The sequence below is a fragment of the Streptomyces sp. NPDC091371 genome, assembly GCF_040684275.1.
Lineage (GTDB): Bacteria > Actinomycetota > Actinomycetes > Streptomycetales > Streptomycetaceae > Streptomyces.
In genome coordinates, this window is record NZ_JBFBFP010000001.1 from 286580 (window position 1) to 303641 (window position 17062).

The window sequence follows — 17062 nt, forward strand, 5'->3', positions numbered from 1 at the left end:
TACGATGACCCGTGATGAAGATCAGCTTGACCGGCCTCCAACTCCGGTCCCTCCCGGCCGTCTTGCGCGGAGCGGTGTGGGACGACCTGGCGCAGCCGTCGATCCCCTTCCCCGGCGGCCGACGGGGGAGCAGGGTCCTCAGCGCGGTGGTGTGGCTGCTGGCGGCGGCGGTCTACTTCGCCGGAACCCTGGACCTCGCCCAGCACTACGATCTCGGCTACGGCCCGGCGATGGCCCTGACCGTCGGCCGCGCCGTCCCCCTCGTCCTGGCGCTCAGCCGCCCTCGGACCGCCTGGTGGACCGAGCTGGCGGTGACGGTGGGGACCGCCGTCCTGACCCGGCCCCACTCCGCGGCAGAACCCTGGCCCTGGGCGGTGACGTCCGTCCTCACCCTGGCGGCGACGCTCACCGTGGTCGGGCTGCGCGCTTCCCGCCGCGCGATCGTGGCGATGTGGCTGGAGGTGCTGGCGGCCGGGACCGTACTCGCCGCACTGGTTCCGGCGCACGGCGGGTGGTACGCGCTGCTCCCCCTGAGCGTGATCCTGGCGGTCGCCGCCGTGACCGTGAACGCCGTACGGAGCCGGGGCGACGTCCAGGCGCGGCTCGCGGTCGCCGAGGAACGCGGCGCGGCCGAGCAGGCCAGGGCGTCCCTCCTCGAGGAACGCGCCCGTATCGCCCGGGAACTCCACGACGTGGTGGCCCACCACATGTCGGTGATCACCGTGCAGGCCGACAGCGCGCCCTACCGCGTCCCCGACATCGGGCCGGCCGCCGCCGAGGAGTTCACCGCGATCGCCGCCGAAGCGCGCCGGTCACTGGCGGAGATGCGACGCCTCCTGCACGTACTGCGCGATGAGCAGTCACCGGACGGCGAGCACACCCCCCAGCCCGGCCTGTCCGACCTGCCCGCCCTCGTCGAGACGACGCGCCGCGCGGGGATCGATGCCCGACTCCGCCTGGCCGACGACGTGCTTCCCGCCGACGGCCTGCCCACCGCCATCACCCTGTCCGCCTACCGCCTGACCCAGGAAGCGCTGAGCAACGTGGTGCGCCACGCACCAGGAGCCCGGGCGGACGTCGTCGTCCGGCAGGGTGGCGGCGCGCTGCACGTCAGCATCGTCAACTCGCCCCCACGGGAACTGCGTCGGGCCGTGGAGCCGCGCGCGGGCGGACACGGCCTGGTCGGCATGCGCGAACGGGTCGCCATGCTCGACGGCGAGTTCACCGCCGAAGTGCTCCCCGACGGAGGCTTCCGCGTGGCAGCCGTCCTGCCCCTGCCCCTGCCCCTGCCCGAAGCGTCGCTGTCGGCGACGCCGTCATCGTCAGGAACGCCATGACCATCAAAGTGCTCGTCGTCGACGACCAGGCCATGATCCGCGCGGGGTTCGGCGCCCTGCTGAACGCGCAGCCCGACATCGAAGTGGTCGGCGAGGCGGGCGACGGCGAAGAAGGCATGGCACTCGCGGCCGCCCACCGGCCCGACGTCGTCCTCATGGACGTGCGCATGCCGGTCCTGGACGGCCTGGAGGCGACCCGCCGCCTCATGAACCCGCCGCCCGGAACCGAGTACCGCCCCCGGGTCCTGATGCTCACGACGTTCGACATCGACGATTACGTGTACGACGCTCTGGCCGCCGGTGCCAGCGGGTTCCTGCTGAAGGATGCCCCGCCCGCCGACCTGATCCAGGCCGTACGGGTCGTCGCCGCCGGCGAGGCACTGCTTGCCCCCAGGGTCACCCGGCGCCTGATCGAGGGCTTCGTCCGCAGCCGCCCCCCGGCCCGCGCGGACGAGGGCCGACTGAGCGGACTGACCCCCAGGGAGACGGAGGTCCTCGTCCAGGTCGCCCGTGGCCGGTCGAACACGGAGATCGCGGGAGAGCTGTTCCTCGCCGAACAGACGGTCAAGACCCACGTGAGCCGGATCCTCGACAAGATCTCGGCCCGCGACCGGGCCCAGGCGATCGTGTTCGCGTACGAAAGCGGCCTGGTCAAGGCCGGGGAAAGCAGCTGAACCGCCCGCTCCGGCGGGAGCTGCCGGCCCGGCCGACGCGCGGCCGGCCGGGAAGCCCAGGCGCTCTGGCGCGGGGAGTGGGCCCGCGATGAGGCGGCAATGGCCGAGGCCGTACTGCGCGCCCTCTGAGTCGTTGCGGCACGGAGTGCGCGCAAAGGCCTGCCTGCGCGAAAAGGGCTACGACCGCACCTCCGTACGTGACATCGCCACCGCCGCTGGCGTGAGCACGGCCGCCGTCGGCTACCACTACGGCTCACGGGAAGCGCTGCTCAACCAGGCCCTGTTCGAGATCCTCGACGAGTGGGGCGACGCGATGGGCCGTGCGCTGGTCCCCGACGCGGACGGCTCCACCCGGGCGCACTTCGAGCGCATCTGGGAGGGCTTGATCGAGGACTTCGGCACGCACCCCGACCTGTGGCTCGCCTCGGTGGAGCTGTTCATGCAGGCCCAGCGCCAGCCGGAGCTGCGACCCGCCCTGGCCGGCGGCACCGCCCAGGGGCGGCGCGGCATGGCGGCCATCCTGGACGGCGTCCGCGAAGAGGACGTGGCGGAGACCTCCGTCCGCACCCTCGGGACCGTGCAGCTGGCACTCGTGTCGGGTGTGATGTTCCAGTGCCTCAGCGCCCCCTCCAGCGCACCCACGGCTGCTGAGGTGCTCGAAGGCATCCAGGCCCTGGCCAAGATCGCGCGCTGACTCCGGCGCGCACAGAAGGCCCAGGCCGCTGACCTGGGCCTTCGCATCTGAGCGGATGACGGGAATCGGATCTGCGCCATAACCTTGGGAATCTATTGCGCGGAGCGCGTCAGTACTGCACCTGACCTGCGAAAACAATCACCTGAACAGGTAGCTGGCTGGTCGCTATTCATGATCGTCCGCTGCATCGTCGGGCTCTACCTTCCGGGCCGGCCCCGGCTCGGAGTTGCCGCCGCGTCCGGCGCAATGGGTGGACTCGCAGTCCGGCGTCATCAACTGGCGCGTCTGAAAGAATGGTTGACCGGCTCCTATGGAGTGCGCGTCCATGCTGCGTTGCGGCGCGGGTGTTGGAGCGCACGGACCTTGGCGAACACTCGCGATCCAGCACACGCGGCCGGTGGTGCCCGTGGCGATGTAGTTGCCGACGACGATGTCGTCGTACCTCCAGGGGTCAGACCGGAGGAGGGCCGTCAGGTGGGTGTGCGCGAGGTGGGTGGAGCTGACCTTCGAGCTGACGGCCGATAAAGAGCGCCCTCGGCGGCGTCGACTCAGGCGACTGTGGTTCTTGGGCTGCTCTTGACCGCAGCGTCGCCGCTCACGCCAGGTGCTCGATTGTGACGTCATCCCACCGCTGTGCGAGATATTCCGCGACCAGTCGGCGATGGCAATTCCGTGCATTGTCCTCGCTGCAGAGTAGGACTGCATTGTCGAGCGTTTCCCGCCGGATGGTGTCCTCAATCTGACGAACCTTCATCAATTCGAGGAATTGTACTTCATAGGCCGCCCAGTCGACATCGCGCTTTTTGTAGGCGTCGAGCATTTCCTTGGTCGGGGCCAGCTCGGTAAGGTGAGTGTACTGTGCACCGCAGATCTCACTCAGGAAGTACTTCAGATCGTCACGCTTAGCGAAACCGGACAGTTGTGAGACGTTGTTGAGTCGAGCATCGATCAGCGCTGTCACTCCAGCTTCACGCAATAGTCCGAAGAATTTTTCGGCGGACTTCTTCGTGAATCCGATGGTGTAAAGTTTCATCTTTTCGCTGTCCCGTCGACGCGAAGATCTTCATTTACGTATGCAATCCGTTGTTCCTGACGTTCGAGAGCCTCTTGGAGGCGCTCGGCCGAGGTCCGGAAAAGATCCTCCTGATCGAGCCTGAAGTTAGCCATCAGGCGCCGCATTGCCGAGGTGTGATCCTCGACGTGCCCATCACCATGAATATGTCCGACAGTGATCCCGTCCTCTTCGAGGACTCGTGAGACGAGCACGCAGCGATGGCAGTCGAGTGGTTCTTGTTCGGTGCACATGACGGCGATTCGCTCGCTCCGCGAACCGTTCCGCAGGCGCTTAATGCCGCTGATAAAATTAGATGTCCGGGCAAGAAGGTCATATCGTACCCGCCCGTCAGAATAGCAGGTTAGATCTTCGGTGCGCGCACCCAATTCCTTTCCCAGGAACACGTACTTGATATCGGCGTCGGACAGGGCGCGCTCGATGGCGTATCGGTTGAACTGGGGCGTGAATCGACTGACGGGCATCGACCGCACATCGGCGACGGCCGTGATCCTATGTTTCTGCAGCAGGCTTAGGAATGCCGCGATGCTGTGCGTGGAGTGACCGACAGTGAACACTGTATGGGTTGTCATCGTCTGCCGCCTGTTTGAACCTTCACTCGTTCGATTATGGCTGCCACTAATTTGTACACGTGGCCCTCGTATGGTTCGCCGAGACTCACTGTAAGGAAGGATTCTCCCAGTTCGTAGAACCCTTCCGGCTTAGGTAAATACTCTAGCTCATATTCAGGGTCGGTAACTCGCAGTGTGTGTGAATTTCCCGCGTAAGAGAAATGGGCGCGCAGGACCCGCTTCTGATCCCCGAACATTGCCCCAGGAGTGTGGACTTGTAACGTTAGGCCGGTGGCGCGTATTAGATTGAGCGAGTCTGGCAGAGTGACTGCTTCTTCAATCGGAATGCGGTCATTATTTCCGTGGTAGGTGCTGGATCCGTTGATCCATAACGCGCTGGGGCGCTGTTCCAGGCCCAGTAACCCTCTCCAGTCGACCCGGCCGATCCTATTCCAGTAGGAGGTGGGGTTAAGGAGCCAATTCTCGCTCTGGAAGTTGTGCGGCTGAGGCCGAATGAGCGCCACGGAGACAATATCGAGGACGCTCGGGTCCGTTCCATCTTTGTACTGTCTTTCGCGAGTGGACACTTCGCGGGTCGGGCGGGCACTGACCGGGCGAACCCATTCTCCTGAGCCGTCGTCAAGCATGCCTGCCACACATCGTCCCGAAAGCTTGCGGGAATTTGCCAGACACACGATCGTCCTTACCAGTGTCATGTGTACCCCCCAAGAATCTGATGCCTGGACTCCCCGTAAAAGGGGAGCGGAGCCCCACCCATACGAAGCGGCGACGAGCACAACGATTTTGAGTTTCGAAGGTCACCCGAAAGTCTACGGCTGGGGTGCGACATTCGTCTGCCGTTCAGGCAAGCGCGATGTTCAAGCCAGGTCCGGGTGCGGGACGCAACGTCACCAGGGCAGCCCGATTGTGGCGACGCTGGCCGCTGAGCTGGTCGTTCTCGACGGTGAGGACGTCCACAGCCCGAGCGAACATCTCGATCTCGGCCTGCTGCCGCTTGTTCTCCTCGACCTTGTCGGCCAGTTCGGTACGGGTGTCGGCCCGCTCCCGCGGTCGGTCGGCCATCGGATCGGCAACCAGGGCTGGAGGCAGCGTCCTTGCGTAGCAGCTCAGGCCCTAATCTGCCGTGCCGCGGGGGACAGCTGTGGCACGCGGATGGCACGCGGGCTCGATAGGTCTAGACAACAAACAAGCCCCAGGTCGCTGACCTGGGGCTTTGTCATGGAGCGGATGACGGGAATCGAACCCGCGCTATAAGCTTGGGAATCACCCGGCACTTGAGGTTCGTCGGGGTTCTGACCTGCGAAGACGGGTTCTCGAAGTTGATTCCGGGGTTCCGTACCATCCCCTGTTGACCGGAGTTCACCGCCCCGACTGGCACGTAATGGCACGCGCCGCTCAAGGCGTTCTGGGTTGTGGCCTGCAGCTCCGAACGGCTGCCTCAGAGCGCTTGGCCGCCCTGGCCATCTAGCGGCCGAGGAACCTCTCGACCGCCCTCGCCAGGGCCTGCGGACTTTCGTCGGGGGCAAAGTGGCCGGCGTCGTCGAAGACCTCGAGCTCGGCGTTCGGATACCACTGCAGCCACGTGGATCGCATGGTGTCGGGGCTCATCGCCGGGTCGCTCGCACCGGCCACTACGAGCACTGGCGTCGTGTTTCCCTTGACCAGCTCGTGGATGTCGGGGCCGCGCGTCCAGGATTCGAGGTACGAGCGCAGGGCCGCCTGCGAGGAGCGTTCCGAGCCGTTCACCCTGGCGTCCAGCCACGCGTCGTCGTGCCGACTGCCGGTGAGGGCGTCGAAGATCGTCCTGCGGTTGCCGGAATCCTCCACGGCCCCGACGAACAGCTCCCACATCTCCCCTTCGAGCGGGAACCCGGACGCGGGCACGGGCGAGATGCCGATGATCGAGCGGATCCGTGAGGGGGCGTCCAGCAACAGCTGCTGGGCCGCCTTGCCGCCCATGGAGTGACCGATGACCGAGAAGGTGTCCCAGCCGAGGTCGTCGGCCACGGCGAGGGCGTCCGCTGCGATTTCCTCCATCGTGTACGTGCCGGGGGTGTCCATCGCCTCGCCGTACCCACGGCAGTCCACGAACGCGTAGCTGAACGCGCCTCCGTCCAGGTGCTGCCGCAGATGGCCGAAACTCGACCTGTCGCTGAGCCAGTGGTGGAGTGCGATGACCCGCTCCGGACCGCTGCCCTGTACCTCGTACGGAATGACGTTTCCTGCTCCACGGTGTGCCACGGTGTTGGGTCTCCCCTGTCGGGCCGGGCCCGGAATCCCGTCGGCCGGAGGCTTCGCCCCAACGGCGTACAGGGAAACCGGGCCGGGTCAGCCCGCCAAGCTTCACGTCGTACGGGATCCGAACCTTTGTTCACCGTCCCTGCCGGCACGTTGGGTCACGGCCTTCCGTCATCCGCGCCACTCGAACAGGACGAGCGTCGCGTCGTCCGAGGTGGCTTCGCCGCGTGCCCGCATGAGGGTGTGGGACAGGTCCCGGGCCACCGCGCGGATCCCCTGGTCAGCCTGCTCCAGCTGATTCACCCAGGCGATCAGCTGCTCCTCGCCGAACTGGTCCTGGCCGCTTTGGTGTTCTTCGACCAGACCGTCGGTGAAGCAGAGGACGCGGTCGCCCGGCTCCAGAGCCACCGCGCTGACCTGCGGCTGGGCCCCCCCGAAGCCGACGGGAAGGGTCGTCGGGCTTTCCAGACGGCCTACGACGCGGTGCGTGCGGATCAGCATCGGCGCGGGATGCCCCGCGTTGACCCACTGGAGGCGCCCCGTGTCCGTGTCCAGGCGCATCATCTGCGCGGTCACGAAGTGGTCCGGGTCGAACTGCTCGGCGACGGCCCGGTCCATGAACAAGTAGATCTCGGAAAGCTCGATGCTGATCCGGCGGGCGTGGCGGTACGCGCCGATGGCCACCGTGGACATCGTGGCCGCGTCCAGGCCGTGCCCCATGGCGTCGACCATGGCGAGGTGCAGGACGTCGCCGTTCAGGGCGTAGTCGAAGCTGTCCCCCGCCACGTCGTAGGCGGGCTCCAGGACTCCGGCGACCGCGACGCGCGGCATCACCATCGACAGCGGGGGCAGCAGGGACCACTGGATCTCCGCGGCCACGCTCATCGGTTCTCTGCGACGGGTCCGGAAGAAGAGGTCGGTGTAGCCGTTCTTGGTCTGCAGCAGGTCGGCCGCCAGGGCCGCGATCCTGCCCAGGAGACGGCGGGCGTCGTCGTCGATCCCGTCCAGGGTGACCGAGAGGACCCCCACCTGGTCGCCGCCGTCCAGCAGGGGCAGGTGGATCCGTACGCCGTCGGGCGTCGGGACTTCGACGCGGCGTGACTCCAGGAAGCACCGGCCGGCTTCGGACCCGTCGATGGGTTGCGGATCACCAGCGGCAACGCCGTCGGCGGGCAGGGGGACCAGCCGTTGCTGTCCGTAGTCCTGGAGCAGGAGCTGCGGCTCGCGGCCCCCCATCCGGGCCATCGTCTCGGCGACGAGCGGGCCGACCATGTGCGGCGGCAGCTCGTGCGCCTGGTCCAGGAGCACCCCGAGCAGTTGCTCCCCGAAGCTCTCCGAGCGGTCCGGGTTCCCGTGCCCTCCGACGGTCATCCTGGTGCCTCCAACCGGGCGGGCGGCCGGCGGCCGGCTGCACGGGCGGCGTGGCCTCCAGGATGCTCCCCGGCGACCGGGCGCGCCACGCGGCTGCCGCGCCCGCCGGGCTCCACGAGCCGGATTCCCCTGTGGGCCGGTGCCGCGGAGGTTACGGACCACACCGTTCGCCCGGCGTGCGTGTCCTGCGCACATCGGCGGATGATGGGAGTACGGCCGAACACGCGGAGCTGATCATGGCGGGTTGGCGTGTCAGGGACTACACCCCGGACGATCTCGAAGCGGTGGTCCGGCTCGATGCGGAAAGCATTACGACCGAAGAGGCACCCTTCTTCCCGCTGTCGGACGCGGTGGCGGCCCTCCAGGACCTCCACCCGGCGGTGGTGGCCACGGCCGACGAGGTGGTGGTCGGCGGCGCGGTGAGCAGGGTGGAGGGTGACCGGGCGTGGATCCTGCGCATCTGCATGGCGCCCGCCTGGCGGCACCAGGGGCTGGGCAGCGACCTGATCACGGCCCTGGAGCACCGGCTGTTCGCCGGTGGTGTCCGAACGGTGCACGCGGTCCTGCCCGACGGAGAGTCCGGTGCCACCGCCCTGCGCAACTGCGGCTTCGGCGCCCGTCCGGGTCTGGTCTTCTTCGAAAAGCGCGGGCGAGTGACCCCTCAGGCGGTCAGCATGCTCGCGTCGCTGGGAGCGGAGCTGCCGTCCGGGGGACTGTGGCAGAAGGTCGCGGGCATGCAGCGGGAGAAGGAGCTCATTGAGCGGCGCCTTGTCCTGCCGCTGTCCCATCCCGAACTGGCCGCCCAGCACGGCGTGGAGTTGCCGCGGGCGGTGATGCTGTTCGGGCCGCCCGGGACGGGCAAGAGCACGTTCGCGCACGCGATCGCCAGCCGTCTGGGATGGCCGTTCCTCGAACTGTTCCCCGCCCGGCTGGCCGCCGAGTACGGGCTGGCCAGTGGGCTGAACCGGCGCTTCGACGAGATCGCCCGGCTCGATCACGTCCTGGTCTTCATCGACGAGGTCGAGGAGATCGCGGGGACCCGGAGCGGCGCGGACGCGACCGCAGTCGGCGTGGTCAACGAACTGCTCAAGGCGATCGTCCGGTTCCGGGGCCAGGACGGGCGGCTGCTCGTCTGCGCCACGAATGACGTGACCACGCTCGACTCCGCGTTCCTGCGGCACGGCCGTTTCGACTACGTGCTGCCGATCGGCCCGCCCGACGACCGCGCGAGGACCGCGCTGTGGGAGAGCTACCTGACCCGAGCGGGCGCGGAGGCCGACGGCGCGGCGCTGGCGTCCGCCAGCGAGGGGTTCACCCCTGCCGACATCGCCCATGTGGCGCGCACCGTCTCCCAAGTCCAGTTCGAGCGCACCTTCGACACCGGAACCCGGGCCCGCCCCACCATTGAGGACTACTTGCGCACGATCCGCGAAACCAGGCCCACGGTCAGCGCCGCCATGGCTCAGGAATTCGCCCACCAGACAGAGGAGTTCGCCCGCATCTAGGTGTGCTGTCCGGGTACCGGTGCAGCCGGTCGCCTTTCGTTTCGCGCGCGGCGCGGGGCGGGCTCCGGGGCCGGTCGGGGCTTCTCAGGTCTCGTCGGAGTGTGCGCCGGTGCCGGCCGGTGTCCTACTGGCGGGCCGACGGCAGTGTCCGGGTCTCGATGTACTTCACGTGGGCGTGGTCCCCTTCGGGGTGGGCGAGAGGCCGGCGGGTCGGGGCGCCATGGCGCCCCGACCCCTGCCCCCGGTCGGAGGAAGGGCTGTTCCTCGTCGGTCGGCATCCGTGCGGTGGGCTCGACGACTGGTGTCGTCCGGCAGGCCGGCGGGCCTCGGCAGGGGGTCGCTGAAGTGGTAGGCCGTGATCCGCGCGGCGTGCTGAGCGTTGAGCAGGTGGATCCAGAGCATTCCGACGCCGATCGCGAGGACGATCAATGCGATGAGGGCGATGGTCTCCACGGAGCTCACCTCCAGCCGTTTCCGGGCAGCGGCAGGGTGCTCCGGTCCATCGGGTTCCCGAAGGGGGACATGCAGGCTCCGCCTTCGCCGTCCCAGGTGGCTTCCTGGCGGAGGGCGTCGCGGATGCCGCGCCCGATGACGGTCTCGTTGGCCATGAGGGCGCCTGCCGTCAGGGCGCTGCCCGGGATCGCCGCGGCGGCCATCAGGCGGGCCGCAGCCGCGGGCTCGGTCTCGGGCGGGATGACGAGGAGGTCCCAGCGGCCGACGGTGCAGGAGAGCAGGATCAGCTTGTCGGGGTGCTGCTCGGTGAACCAGCCCACGTGCAGGGTGCGCCCGTCCACGGCAACCGTGTGCGGTACCACGGGCCAGCGGGTGGGGTTCACGGTGACCCGGGTGACGCGCCCCCAGGGTTCCTCCAGGGCGGCGGCGAGCGCTGGGAGCTCGGCTTCGAGGTCGCGGGAGTAGGGCCACCAGGCCCCGTCCAGCTGGCCTGCAAGGGTGGTCTTCGGGGTGAGGGAAAGGCGTGCCGGGAACTCTGTGGCGAGGTCGCGGGGCGCGGTCCGGTCGAGGATGCTGGTCATGGTGTGGACCTGCCCCCGGACTGCCCGTCGGCAGCCCGGTTTTTAGGCGATCGCCGGAAACGACACCGGCGTGAAAGCCGGTGTGCGAAGTACTCCCGGTGCTTTCACTGTACGCCCGTTCGATCGACTATGACCGGTCTGACCAGGTATTTCTCGGTGGGCGGTGGAGTGGGCGGTGGGAGTACCGTGAAAGAACCACAGGTCCCGGGACGTCGCAGGTCTCACCGGCACCGGTGTCGGCCTGCGACGCAGCACGGCCGCAACCCGTAGACGGGTGAACCCACATGGCTGACTCCGACATCCCCCACACGCCCCCACTGCTTCTGCCGGATGCGATCCACCATGCGATCCAGCCCGGGGTGGCCGTGCTGCGGCTGGAGACCACGCGATCCCGGGAAGGGCCCCTCGACGGCGCTTGGTGGCCGCGGACCCGCGACATCGGAGCCGAGCTGCCGGCCCTGATCAGAGTGCTGACCGGGCACCTCGGCCCGATCACCCGCGTGGGTGTGGACGCGTACGCCTGGGACGGCATCCCGCCCCGCCTGGTCATCGACGGCCAGGTCGTGCACCTCGACTCCGACCCCGTCGGCGACGACACCGTCCTCATCACCCGCGGCCACAACGACCACTTCACCCTCCTGGTGGTTCCCCCGGACACCACTGCCGACGCCGCCCGCGAAGCGATGGCCCGCGCCGTCCGCGCCGACAACATCACGCAGGCCGCTCAGATCCTCGTCGCCACCACACACGGGCCCGAGGCAAGCGCCGCCGATGCGGAAGGCTGACCGCGAATCCACGGCGGCCGAGCCGAGAGCGCGGCGCCGCCGTGGCGGGCGGCCCGGTCTCGTTCTGCATCGGGCGGGACGCGACAGAGCCCGGCCGGAGTGCTGCGTACCGGACGGGCTCCGGGCGTGCGGCGCCCTGGTCAGAGCCCCTCGTCGTGCAGGTCCTCTTCGCGTAGCAGGTCGTCCTCGCGGCGGCGCGAGCTCTCCTTCTGCCCGGACTTCCCTCCCTGTTCACGGGCCTGCTTGCCCGGTCGGGGCTGCGCGGGGTCTCCGGGGCGATGGTGTTCCTGCGCCTCGCGGCCCCGGCTCTTGCTCTGGCCCGGCTCCTGACGCTTGTCCTGCGTACCGTCCATGACAGCGCTCCTCTCGATGCGGGGGGTGCGGATTCCTCTCGGATCACGCTGCCACGCACAGCGAAGGTCCGCATGATGGCGACTGACGGCAGCGACTCGGATTCCGAGTAGCGCCCAGGAATCAACGCGACGCGCCACGAGGGCACTAGGGGCACTAGGGGCACGCGGGGGCACGCGGGCCCCGCATGGACGACAAACAAGCCCCAGGTCTGTGACCGGGGGCTTTGTCGTGGAGCGGATGACGGGAACCCGCGCTACAAGCTTGGGAATCAACGACGCGGAGAAGGCAGGGTGGCCTTCTGCACCCGGCTCGTGCTGCTGGGACAGCGGTGTGCAGCGGCTGGACCTGCAAGCGGGTGACCGCCTCGTGATGCTCGCCGACGGCATGCTTGAGCGCCGCGCCGTGGACGTCGACCCGCGCGCACGGGCCGCCGATCCCGACGGGCACACTCGGTTCAGGCCGAGGGCGGCGGCGCGGATGATTCGGCGGCGCGGCGGTATTCGGCATTGAGGCGCTGGGCCTCTTCGAGCTGGTCCTCGAGGATGATGATGCGACAGGCGGCCTCGATGGGGGTGCCCTGGTCGACGAGCTCCCGGGCGCGGGCGGCGATGCGCAGCTGGTAGCGGGAGTACCGGCGGTGTCCACCCGCGGAGCGGAGCGGGGTGATGAGGCGGGCCTCTCCGAGGGCGCGGAGGAAGCCTTGCGTGGTCCCGAGCATCTCGGCGGCCCGGCCCATGGTGTAGGCGGGGTAATCGTCGTCGTCGAGACGGCCGAACGAGGCGTCTGCTGTCATTGAACCTCTCTCATGGAACGCGTGGAGGGGCCCTGGCGCCGTATGGCACCAGGGCCCCGAAGGAACTACTACACCATCTTCCGGCTCTGGTACTGCGCCGGCCTTCTGTTTCCGCGGACCCGACCGAGTTCGTGTCGGGGGCGCGGGGATCGCGGTTGCTTGACCGGAGACCACCTCACTTTCGATGTCCTGCGGTACCCGGGCTCAGCGTTTCGACCCGGGCGATCCTGATGGTGCTCGGCTCCTCCGTTCTTTCCCTCGGTGATCAATTGCTGGTACTGCTCTACTGCGTACTGCTGGTGGCCTGACCCAGCGCCACTCTTCGGCAGCCGGCCCCGTCGCCCGTCCTGCGTCTGCTCTGGCTTGGAACACCACTGCCGAACTTCCCGGTGCGCGCGCCTGCAGCCGACGCCTTCACCGAGGTGCTGCTCACTGACTTCACTGCTGGGTGCTGCGAACCGCACTTGCTGGTACTGCCATTGCGGTACTGCTCACGGCGGCCCCTGATCACTGCGGGCCACCCGGTACGGTCGTCAGCCCCGTCGTCGTACCACAACCCTGACTTCGGAACTCCACCACCGCACCGTCATGCACACTGCGACTGCGGGTACTGCTGCCCGGCAGTTCGTCTCTGCCAGGCCTTGCGGTCTCTCTGGGCTACGAGAGAAACCATAGCCACGCCGTCGACCAATGTCTACTCTGGCCGTCGTAGATTTTCGTGTGGCGCGTGGGGAGGTAATCGAACTCCCGTGCATGGCCGATCCCTGGGGCTGCCGAGCGGGGTACAAGGAGCAGCTCGGATCGGCACTGCCGCCCGGGACGGAGGCGAAGGCCGTGATGGGCCCTTTGCGGGGGCAGTCGACACGGCCGGGCGGCGCGATCGGCGCCGCACGCGTCGGGCGGTCGCTGCGGGATCCGGGCGAGGAGGTCGGGCCCGGCGAGCGCGGTGACGGCGGCGAGTACGGCGCCGGTGTCCCCGCGGGCGGCCCGCGGACAGGGCGCGAGCTGGGCCGACCTCGCGGGCCCCCTCGGGGTCGCCGGCCGCCAGGCCGCCGAACGACGCTACCTCCGGCTGCGCCCCGGAGCGGCCGGGAGCACCGGCGAGCAGCGCGTCCGGGCCACGCGCGACACGCGCGTCGCCGACCGGCTCGTGACCGCCTGGGCCCGTGACCACGCGGCCGATCTGCGCCGTCTCGCCGGCCAGGTCACCGCGACCACGCCCACGGAAATCGAGGAGTGACCCGCCATGGCCGGCAGCGGGAGTAGCGGCGGAGCCGCCGGCAGAGTGGAGCGGGTGATCAGACAGACCTGGAGAGGAAGAGGGGCCGGAACGTGGGGAGGGGCCCCGGTGCGTTCAGCACCCGGCCATCGTGGCCACGGGCGCAGTGACCGGACCGCGGTCGCCGAGGACGTCGCGCAGACGGACCTGGTCCGTGTACGCCGCGCCGTCGCGGATGGCGGCGAGCCTGCCCTGGGTAACCAGCCCGATGCACAGGCCGTCGTCGTCGCCGACGAGCAGATGACCCGCGCGGGCGGCGGCCATGACCGCCAGGGCCACTTCGACCGTCATGTCGTCACAGACCTGTGGACCGGCCGCCTCCATCGCGTCGTCCACCGTCCGGTGTACAGGGTCGGCGTTCACCGAGAGGGGCTGCATCTGGACCAACGTCAAAACGTGCCTCCTGCCGAGATGGGTCAGTTTTCTGATCACGTGGTTCTCAGGCCGCCGAGTCGCAGGCGGGCTGCCGCACGCTCACGCGCCGGACCGTCGAAGCGGGCCGACGCCTGCCCCCGGAGGCCGCGCTGCGCTTGGCGCGTTCGACGACCGGTGCGGTAATGACGACGGGGATACCGGAGGGGGCCTGGGCGCCGGTGATCCGTTTCAGGGCCGCTTCGCCGGAGCGGACCCGGGTGGTCTGCGCGGTGACACCGGCGGCCTGCATGAGGCGGGCCATGTCGCGGTGCTGGTTCGGGGTGACCAGCGTGACGACGCTGCCGGACTCGCCGGCGCGGGCGGTGCGGCCGCCGCGGTGGAGGTAGTCCTTGGGATCGGTCGGCGGGTCGACGTTCACGACGAGGTCGAGGTTGTCGACGTGGATGCCGCGCGCGGCCACGTTCGTCGCGACCAGCACGGTCACGTGACCGGTCTTGAACTGTGCGAGGGTCCGGGTGCGCTGCGGCTGTGACTTCCCGCCGTGCAGGGCGGCGGCCCGGACACCGCTCTTCAGCAGGTCCTCGGTCAGCTGGTCCACGGCGTGCTTGGTGTCCAGGAACATCATGACCCGGCCCTCGCGCGCCGCGATCTCCGTCGTCGTCCGGTGCTTGTCGGCGCCGTGCACGTGCAGAACGTGGTGCTCCATCGTCGTCACCGCACTGGCCGAGGGGTCCACGGAGTGCACCACGGGGTCGGTGAGGTAGCGGCGGACCAGCAGGTCGACGTTGCGGTCGAGGGTGGCGGAGAAGAGCATGCGCTGCCCCTCGGGACGCACCTGGTCCAGGAGTGCGGTGACCTGCGGCATGAAGCCCATGTCGGCCATCTGGTCGGCTTCGTCGAGGACGGTGATCGCGACCTGGTTCAGGCGGCAGTCGCCCCGGTCGATGAGGTCTTTCAAGCGGCCGGGTGTGGCTACGACGACCTCTGCGCCTCCGCGCAGCGCTCCGGCCTGCTTGCCGATCGACATGCCGCCGACGACCGTGGTCAGACGCAGCTTCACTGCGCGGGCGTACGGGGCCAGGGCGTCGGTCACCTGCTGCGCCAGCTCACGCGTCGGTACGAGGATCAGGGCGAGGGGCCGGCGGGGCTCGGCGCGCAGTCCGGCGGTACGGGCCAGCAGCGCGAGGCCGAAGGCGAGGGTCTTGCCGGAGCCGGTGCGCCCCCGGCCGAGCACGTCGCGGCCCGCAAGGCTGTTGGGCAGGGTGGCGCCCTGGATCGGGAAGGGCACGGTCACGCCCTGCGCGCCGAGGGCAGCCACCAGCTCCGCCGCCATGTCGAGGTCGGCGAAAGCTTCGACGGCGGGCAGCGCGGGAGTGATGGTCTTCGGCAGGGCGAACTCGCCTTGGGCCGCGGCGGGCCGGCGGCCGTAGCCGCCGGAGCGGCTCGGGGCCGACGAGCCGAAGCGGCTGCCCCGCTCCGAACCGGCGGCAGCGCCGAAAGCGGGGCCACCGGTGCGACTGCGGGTGCGAGAGGAACGGTTGTTCGTACGTGTGCGGTTCATTCAGAACCTTCCTTGATACGGCACGTATCAAGGAATTCCCGCTGCGGAAACGCAGTGCGGGGAGTCGCAAGAACGGGCCGAATGGAGCGTGAAAGCGCCTCTGGCCTACAGGGATTCTGTGCGGGCGCATGTGCTGAGATGGCGTGGCGTCATGGACGCGAAATCCAGAAATTGAATGGGGTGAGCCGAAGAGACTGTGCCCCTGAAAACCTTGTCCCGCAGGTGGCATCACTGCGGTAAGTATGTGCAGCTGGGGCCCGCACCCCGAGGGATGCGGGCCCCAGCTACGAGATGCGCGTCAGCCTCAGGCGGGAACGATGTTCTCGGCCGTCAGGCCCTTCTGGCCCTGCGCGATGTCGAAGGTGACCTTCTGGCCTTCCAGCAGCTCGCGGAAGCCCTGGGCGGCGATGTTCGAGAAGTGGGCAAAGACGTCGTCGCCGCCACCGTCCTGCTCGATGAAGCCGAAACCCTTCGCCGCGTTGAACCACTTCACGGTGCCAGATGCCATGTCATATCTCCTTCGGGGCAGTACACCGGCATCCGCACTGTTACGGACGCCGTGTCGCCGCGATGATGCCCCGCCGGAAAATGACCCGGAAATGTGAAGCGCTCGAAGGTGGCACGGAGGCCGGCTGGAGCGCTTGAAGTTTTTGGGTACCAAAACTGCAACCGAGATCGACACTAGCACGGTGCAGCAGTCTGTGTGCGCGAAATATCTCCACCGAGTGCGGTGCCGTAAAAACTCTCCGCGCGAGGTCCATTAAACCCTCTGGCCGCGGTGACAGATATTCATTCCCCCGAGTGCAGCGTTTCGGTAGCAAGGCGTAGCCGGCTTCAGCCGTGTTCTTCCTCCTGGGCCTCCATGTGCCGGATTCCTTCGTGGGTGAGGGTGACCATCGCCGGGGTGTTGCCCGGTTCCCAGTCGACGGTGGTCAGGCCTTCGCCGGCCAGGTAGGTGCAGGCGGCGGCCAGGTCCTGTTCCGGTATGTGGAGGTCGCGCCGCAACTGCGCTCCGGTGATGCCGAGGAGCCGGTTGCCCTCGACGGCTTCGTACAGCACCCGGAGCACCTGTTCGCGGTAGCCCTGGCGTTCGCGGAGTGTGGCCATGACCGCGTCCTTTCGTGTGCGGGGACGGGCTCCGGCTCTCAGGTTTCGTCGGAGTGGGCGCCGGTGCCGACGGCGCTCCGGCTGGCGGCCAGCCAGGAGCGGGCGGGGCCGGCGGGTGTGGCCGTGTCCACGGTGAGGTGGAGGCGGGTGTCGCCGTCGAGGCCGGGGTAGCTGCGCTGTTCCGCTCCCGCGAAGCAGCCGCGAAGGGCTTCCGCGACCGCGCGGGCGGCTTCGGGGGTGTGCGCGATGATCCGTACCTCGGCGTGCCCGAGCGATGGCAGTGTCTGGGTCTCGACGTACTTCACCTGGGC

Annotated in this window: 19 protein-coding genes and 2 pseudogenes; 6 read left to right on the top strand and 15 right to left on the bottom strand. The window is 68.7% G+C overall.

What is annotated here, in order from left to right; genetic code table 11:
• Positions 1-14: 14 nt before the first annotated feature.
• The 3 genes from AB0O21_RS01445 to AB0O21_RS01455 all read left to right on the top strand — a co-directional run bounded on the left by AB0O21_RS01445 (position 15) and on the right by AB0O21_RS01455 (position 2705).
• Entirely contained in the window at positions 15-1337 is a 1323-nt protein-coding gene (locus tag AB0O21_RS01445; RefSeq protein ID WP_365164781.1) for a histidine kinase, read from the top strand.
• The gene (locus AB0O21_RS01450) at positions 1334-2011 is read left to right on the top strand and encodes a response regulator transcription factor (RefSeq protein ID WP_365164783.1); all 678 of its coding nucleotides are present in this window, start codon (positions 1334-1336) and stop codon (positions 2009-2011) included. The genes AB0O21_RS01445 and AB0O21_RS01450 overlap by 4 nt, the downstream gene beginning before the upstream one ends.
• A 145-nt stretch (positions 2012-2156) precedes the next feature.
• Entirely contained in the window at positions 2157-2705 is a 549-nt protein-coding gene (locus tag AB0O21_RS01455; protein ID WP_365164785.1) for a TetR/AcrR family transcriptional regulator, read from the top strand.
• Between the two features lie 595 nt (positions 2706-3300).
• Here AB0O21_RS01455 and AB0O21_RS01460 read toward each other — a convergent pair.
• The 6 genes from AB0O21_RS01460 to AB0O21_RS01485 all read right to left on the bottom strand — a co-directional run bounded on the left by AB0O21_RS01460 (position 3301) and on the right by AB0O21_RS01485 (position 7958).
• Positions 3301-3738, bottom strand: coding sequence for a DUF488 domain-containing protein (locus tag AB0O21_RS01460; RefSeq protein ID WP_365164788.1), 438 nt, complete (start codon positions 3736-3738; stop codon positions 3301-3303).
• Positions 3735-4349, bottom strand: a complete 615-nt coding sequence (locus tag AB0O21_RS01465) for a DUF488 domain-containing protein (protein WP_365164790.1) — start codon at positions 4347-4349, stop codon at positions 3735-3737. The genes AB0O21_RS01460 and AB0O21_RS01465 overlap by 4 nt, the downstream gene beginning before the upstream one ends.
• On the bottom strand, positions 4346-4975 hold the full coding sequence (locus AB0O21_RS01470) for a hypothetical protein (protein WP_365164793.1): 630 nt from the start codon (positions 4973-4975) through the stop codon (positions 4346-4348). The genes AB0O21_RS01465 and AB0O21_RS01470 overlap by 4 nt, the downstream gene beginning before the upstream one ends.
• A gap of 214 nt (positions 4976-5189) precedes the next feature.
• Positions 5190-5411 carry a hypothetical protein gene (locus AB0O21_RS01475; RefSeq protein WP_365164795.1) on the bottom strand — a complete coding sequence of 74 codons (222 nt, stop codon included), beginning with the start codon at positions 5409-5411 and terminating at the stop codon, positions 5190-5192.
• A gap of 402 nt (positions 5412-5813) precedes the next feature.
• Positions 5814-6590 carry an alpha/beta hydrolase gene (locus AB0O21_RS01480; protein ID WP_365164797.1) on the bottom strand — a complete coding sequence of 259 codons (777 nt, stop codon included), beginning with the start codon at positions 6588-6590 and terminating at the stop codon, positions 5814-5816.
• 168 nt (positions 6591-6758) lie between these two features.
• Positions 6759-7958, bottom strand: a complete 1200-nt coding sequence (locus AB0O21_RS01485; protein ID WP_365164799.1) for a PP2C family protein-serine/threonine phosphatase — start codon at positions 7956-7958, stop codon at positions 6759-6761.
• Between the two features lie 236 nt (positions 7959-8194).
• Between AB0O21_RS01485 and AB0O21_RS01490 the strand changes: the two genes are divergently transcribed.
• Positions 8195-9463 carry a bifunctional GNAT family N-acetyltransferase/ATP-binding protein gene (locus tag AB0O21_RS01490; protein WP_365164801.1) on the top strand — a complete coding sequence of 423 codons (1269 nt, stop codon included), beginning with the start codon at positions 8195-8197 and terminating at the stop codon, positions 9461-9463.
• A gap of 165 nt (positions 9464-9628) precedes the next feature.
• On the opposite strand, the gene AB0O21_RS01495 is transcribed toward AB0O21_RS01490, so the two are convergent.
• The gene (locus AB0O21_RS01495; RefSeq protein WP_365164803.1) at positions 9629-9916 is read right to left on the bottom strand and encodes a hypothetical protein; all 288 of its coding nucleotides are present in this window, start codon (positions 9914-9916) and stop codon (positions 9629-9631) included.
• Between the two features lie 5 nt (positions 9917-9921).
• Positions 9922-10497 (bottom strand): DUF5994 family protein, encoded by a 576-nt coding sequence (locus AB0O21_RS01500; protein WP_365164805.1) that lies wholly within the window; start codon positions 10495-10497, stop codon positions 9922-9924.
• A 284-nt stretch (positions 10498-10781) separates the two neighbouring features.
• Between AB0O21_RS01500 and AB0O21_RS01505 the strand changes: the two genes are divergently transcribed.
• Positions 10782-11282 carry a DUF5994 family protein gene (locus tag AB0O21_RS01505; RefSeq protein ID WP_365164807.1) on the top strand — a complete coding sequence of 167 codons (501 nt, stop codon included), beginning with the start codon at positions 10782-10784 and terminating at the stop codon, positions 11280-11282.
• Between the two features lie 140 nt (positions 11283-11422).
• Here the strand turns inward: AB0O21_RS01505 and AB0O21_RS01510 are convergent, their stop codons facing one another.
• Positions 11423-11635 carry a hypothetical protein gene (locus tag AB0O21_RS01510; protein WP_365164809.1) on the bottom strand — a complete coding sequence of 71 codons (213 nt, stop codon included), beginning with the start codon at positions 11633-11635 and terminating at the stop codon, positions 11423-11425.
• Positions 11636-12090: 455 nt separating this feature from the next.
• Positions 12091-12429 (bottom strand): MerR family transcriptional regulator, encoded by a 339-nt coding sequence (locus AB0O21_RS01515; protein ID WP_365164811.1) that lies wholly within the window; start codon positions 12427-12429, stop codon positions 12091-12093.
• Positions 12430-13414: 985 nt separating this feature from the next.
• Between AB0O21_RS01515 and AB0O21_RS01520 the strand changes: the two are divergent.
• A pseudogene (locus AB0O21_RS01520) lies at positions 13415-13642 on the top strand (HSP18 transcriptional regulator); the annotation flags it as partial.
• A 150-nt stretch (positions 13643-13792) separates the two neighbouring features.
• Here AB0O21_RS01520 and AB0O21_RS01525 read toward each other — a convergent pair.
• The 5 genes and pseudogenes from AB0O21_RS01525 to AB0O21_RS01545 all read right to left on the bottom strand — a co-directional run.
• Positions 13793-14101, bottom strand: a pseudogene (locus AB0O21_RS01525) (hypothetical protein); the annotation flags it as partial.
• 46 nt (positions 14102-14147) lie between these two features.
• Positions 14148-15644 carry a DEAD/DEAH box helicase gene (locus AB0O21_RS01530; RefSeq protein WP_365164813.1) on the bottom strand — a complete coding sequence of 499 codons (1497 nt, stop codon included), beginning with the start codon at positions 15642-15644 and terminating at the stop codon, positions 14148-14150.
• Positions 15645-15948: 304 nt separating this feature from the next.
• Positions 15949-16152 carry a cold-shock protein gene (locus AB0O21_RS01535; RefSeq protein WP_365164815.1) on the bottom strand — a complete coding sequence of 68 codons (204 nt, stop codon included), beginning with the start codon at positions 16150-16152 and terminating at the stop codon, positions 15949-15951.
• A 326-nt stretch (positions 16153-16478) separates the two neighbouring features.
• Positions 16479-16751, bottom strand: coding sequence for a hypothetical protein (locus AB0O21_RS01540; RefSeq protein WP_365164817.1), 273 nt, complete (start codon positions 16749-16751; stop codon positions 16479-16481).
• 38 nt (positions 16752-16789) lie between these two features.
• A complete protein-coding gene (locus AB0O21_RS01545; protein ID WP_365165420.1) occupies positions 16790-17056 on the bottom strand; it encodes a hypothetical protein in 267 nt (88 codons plus the stop codon).
• Positions 17057-17062 lie beyond the last annotated feature (6 nt).

Coding starts and splice junctions, on each gene's coding strand:
- AB0O21_RS01445 (WP_365164781.1), top strand. CDS start 15: ATGAAGATCAGCTTGACCGGCCTCCAACTCCGGTCCCTCCCGGCCGTC.
- AB0O21_RS01450 (WP_365164783.1), top strand. CDS start 1,334: ATGACCATCAAAGTGCTCGTCGTCGACGACCAGGCCATGATCCGCGCG.
- AB0O21_RS01460 (WP_365164788.1), bottom strand. CDS start 3,738: ATGAAACTTTACACCATCGGATTCACGAAGAAGTCCGCCGAAAAATTC.
- AB0O21_RS01465 (WP_365164790.1), bottom strand. CDS start 4,349: ATGACAACCCATACAGTGTTCACTGTCGGTCACTCCACGCACAGCATC.
- AB0O21_RS01470 (WP_365164793.1), bottom strand. CDS start 4,975: ATGCTTGACGACGGCTCAGGAGAATGGGTTCGCCCGGTCAGTGCCCGC.
- AB0O21_RS01475 (WP_365164795.1), bottom strand. CDS start 5,411: ATGGCCGACCGACCGCGGGAGCGGGCCGACACCCGTACCGAACTGGCC.
- AB0O21_RS01485 (WP_365164799.1), bottom strand. CDS start 7,958: ATGACCGTCGGAGGGCACGGGAACCCGGACCGCTCGGAGAGCTTCGGG.
- AB0O21_RS01490 (WP_365164801.1), top strand. CDS start 8,195: ATGGCGGGTTGGCGTGTCAGGGACTACACCCCGGACGATCTCGAAGCG.
- AB0O21_RS01500 (WP_365164805.1), bottom strand. CDS start 10,497: ATGACCAGCATCCTCGACCGGACCGCGCCCCGCGACCTCGCCACAGAG.
- AB0O21_RS01505 (WP_365164807.1), top strand. CDS start 10,782: ATGGCTGACTCCGACATCCCCCACACGCCCCCACTGCTTCTGCCGGAT.
- AB0O21_RS01510 (WP_365164809.1), bottom strand. CDS start 11,635: ATGGACGGTACGCAGGACAAGCGTCAGGAGCCGGGCCAGAGCAAGAGC.
- AB0O21_RS01515 (WP_365164811.1), bottom strand. CDS start 12,429: ATGACAGCAGACGCCTCGTTCGGCCGTCTCGACGACGACGATTACCCC.
- AB0O21_RS01530 (WP_365164813.1), bottom strand. CDS start 15,644: ATGAACCGCACACGTACGAACAACCGTTCCTCTCGCACCCGCAGTCGC.
- AB0O21_RS01535 (WP_365164815.1), bottom strand. CDS start 16,152: ATGGCATCTGGCACCGTGAAGTGGTTCAACGCGGCGAAGGGTTTCGGC.
- AB0O21_RS01540 (WP_365164817.1), bottom strand. CDS start 16,751: ATGGCCACACTCCGCGAACGCCAGGGCTACCGCGAACAGGTGCTCCGG.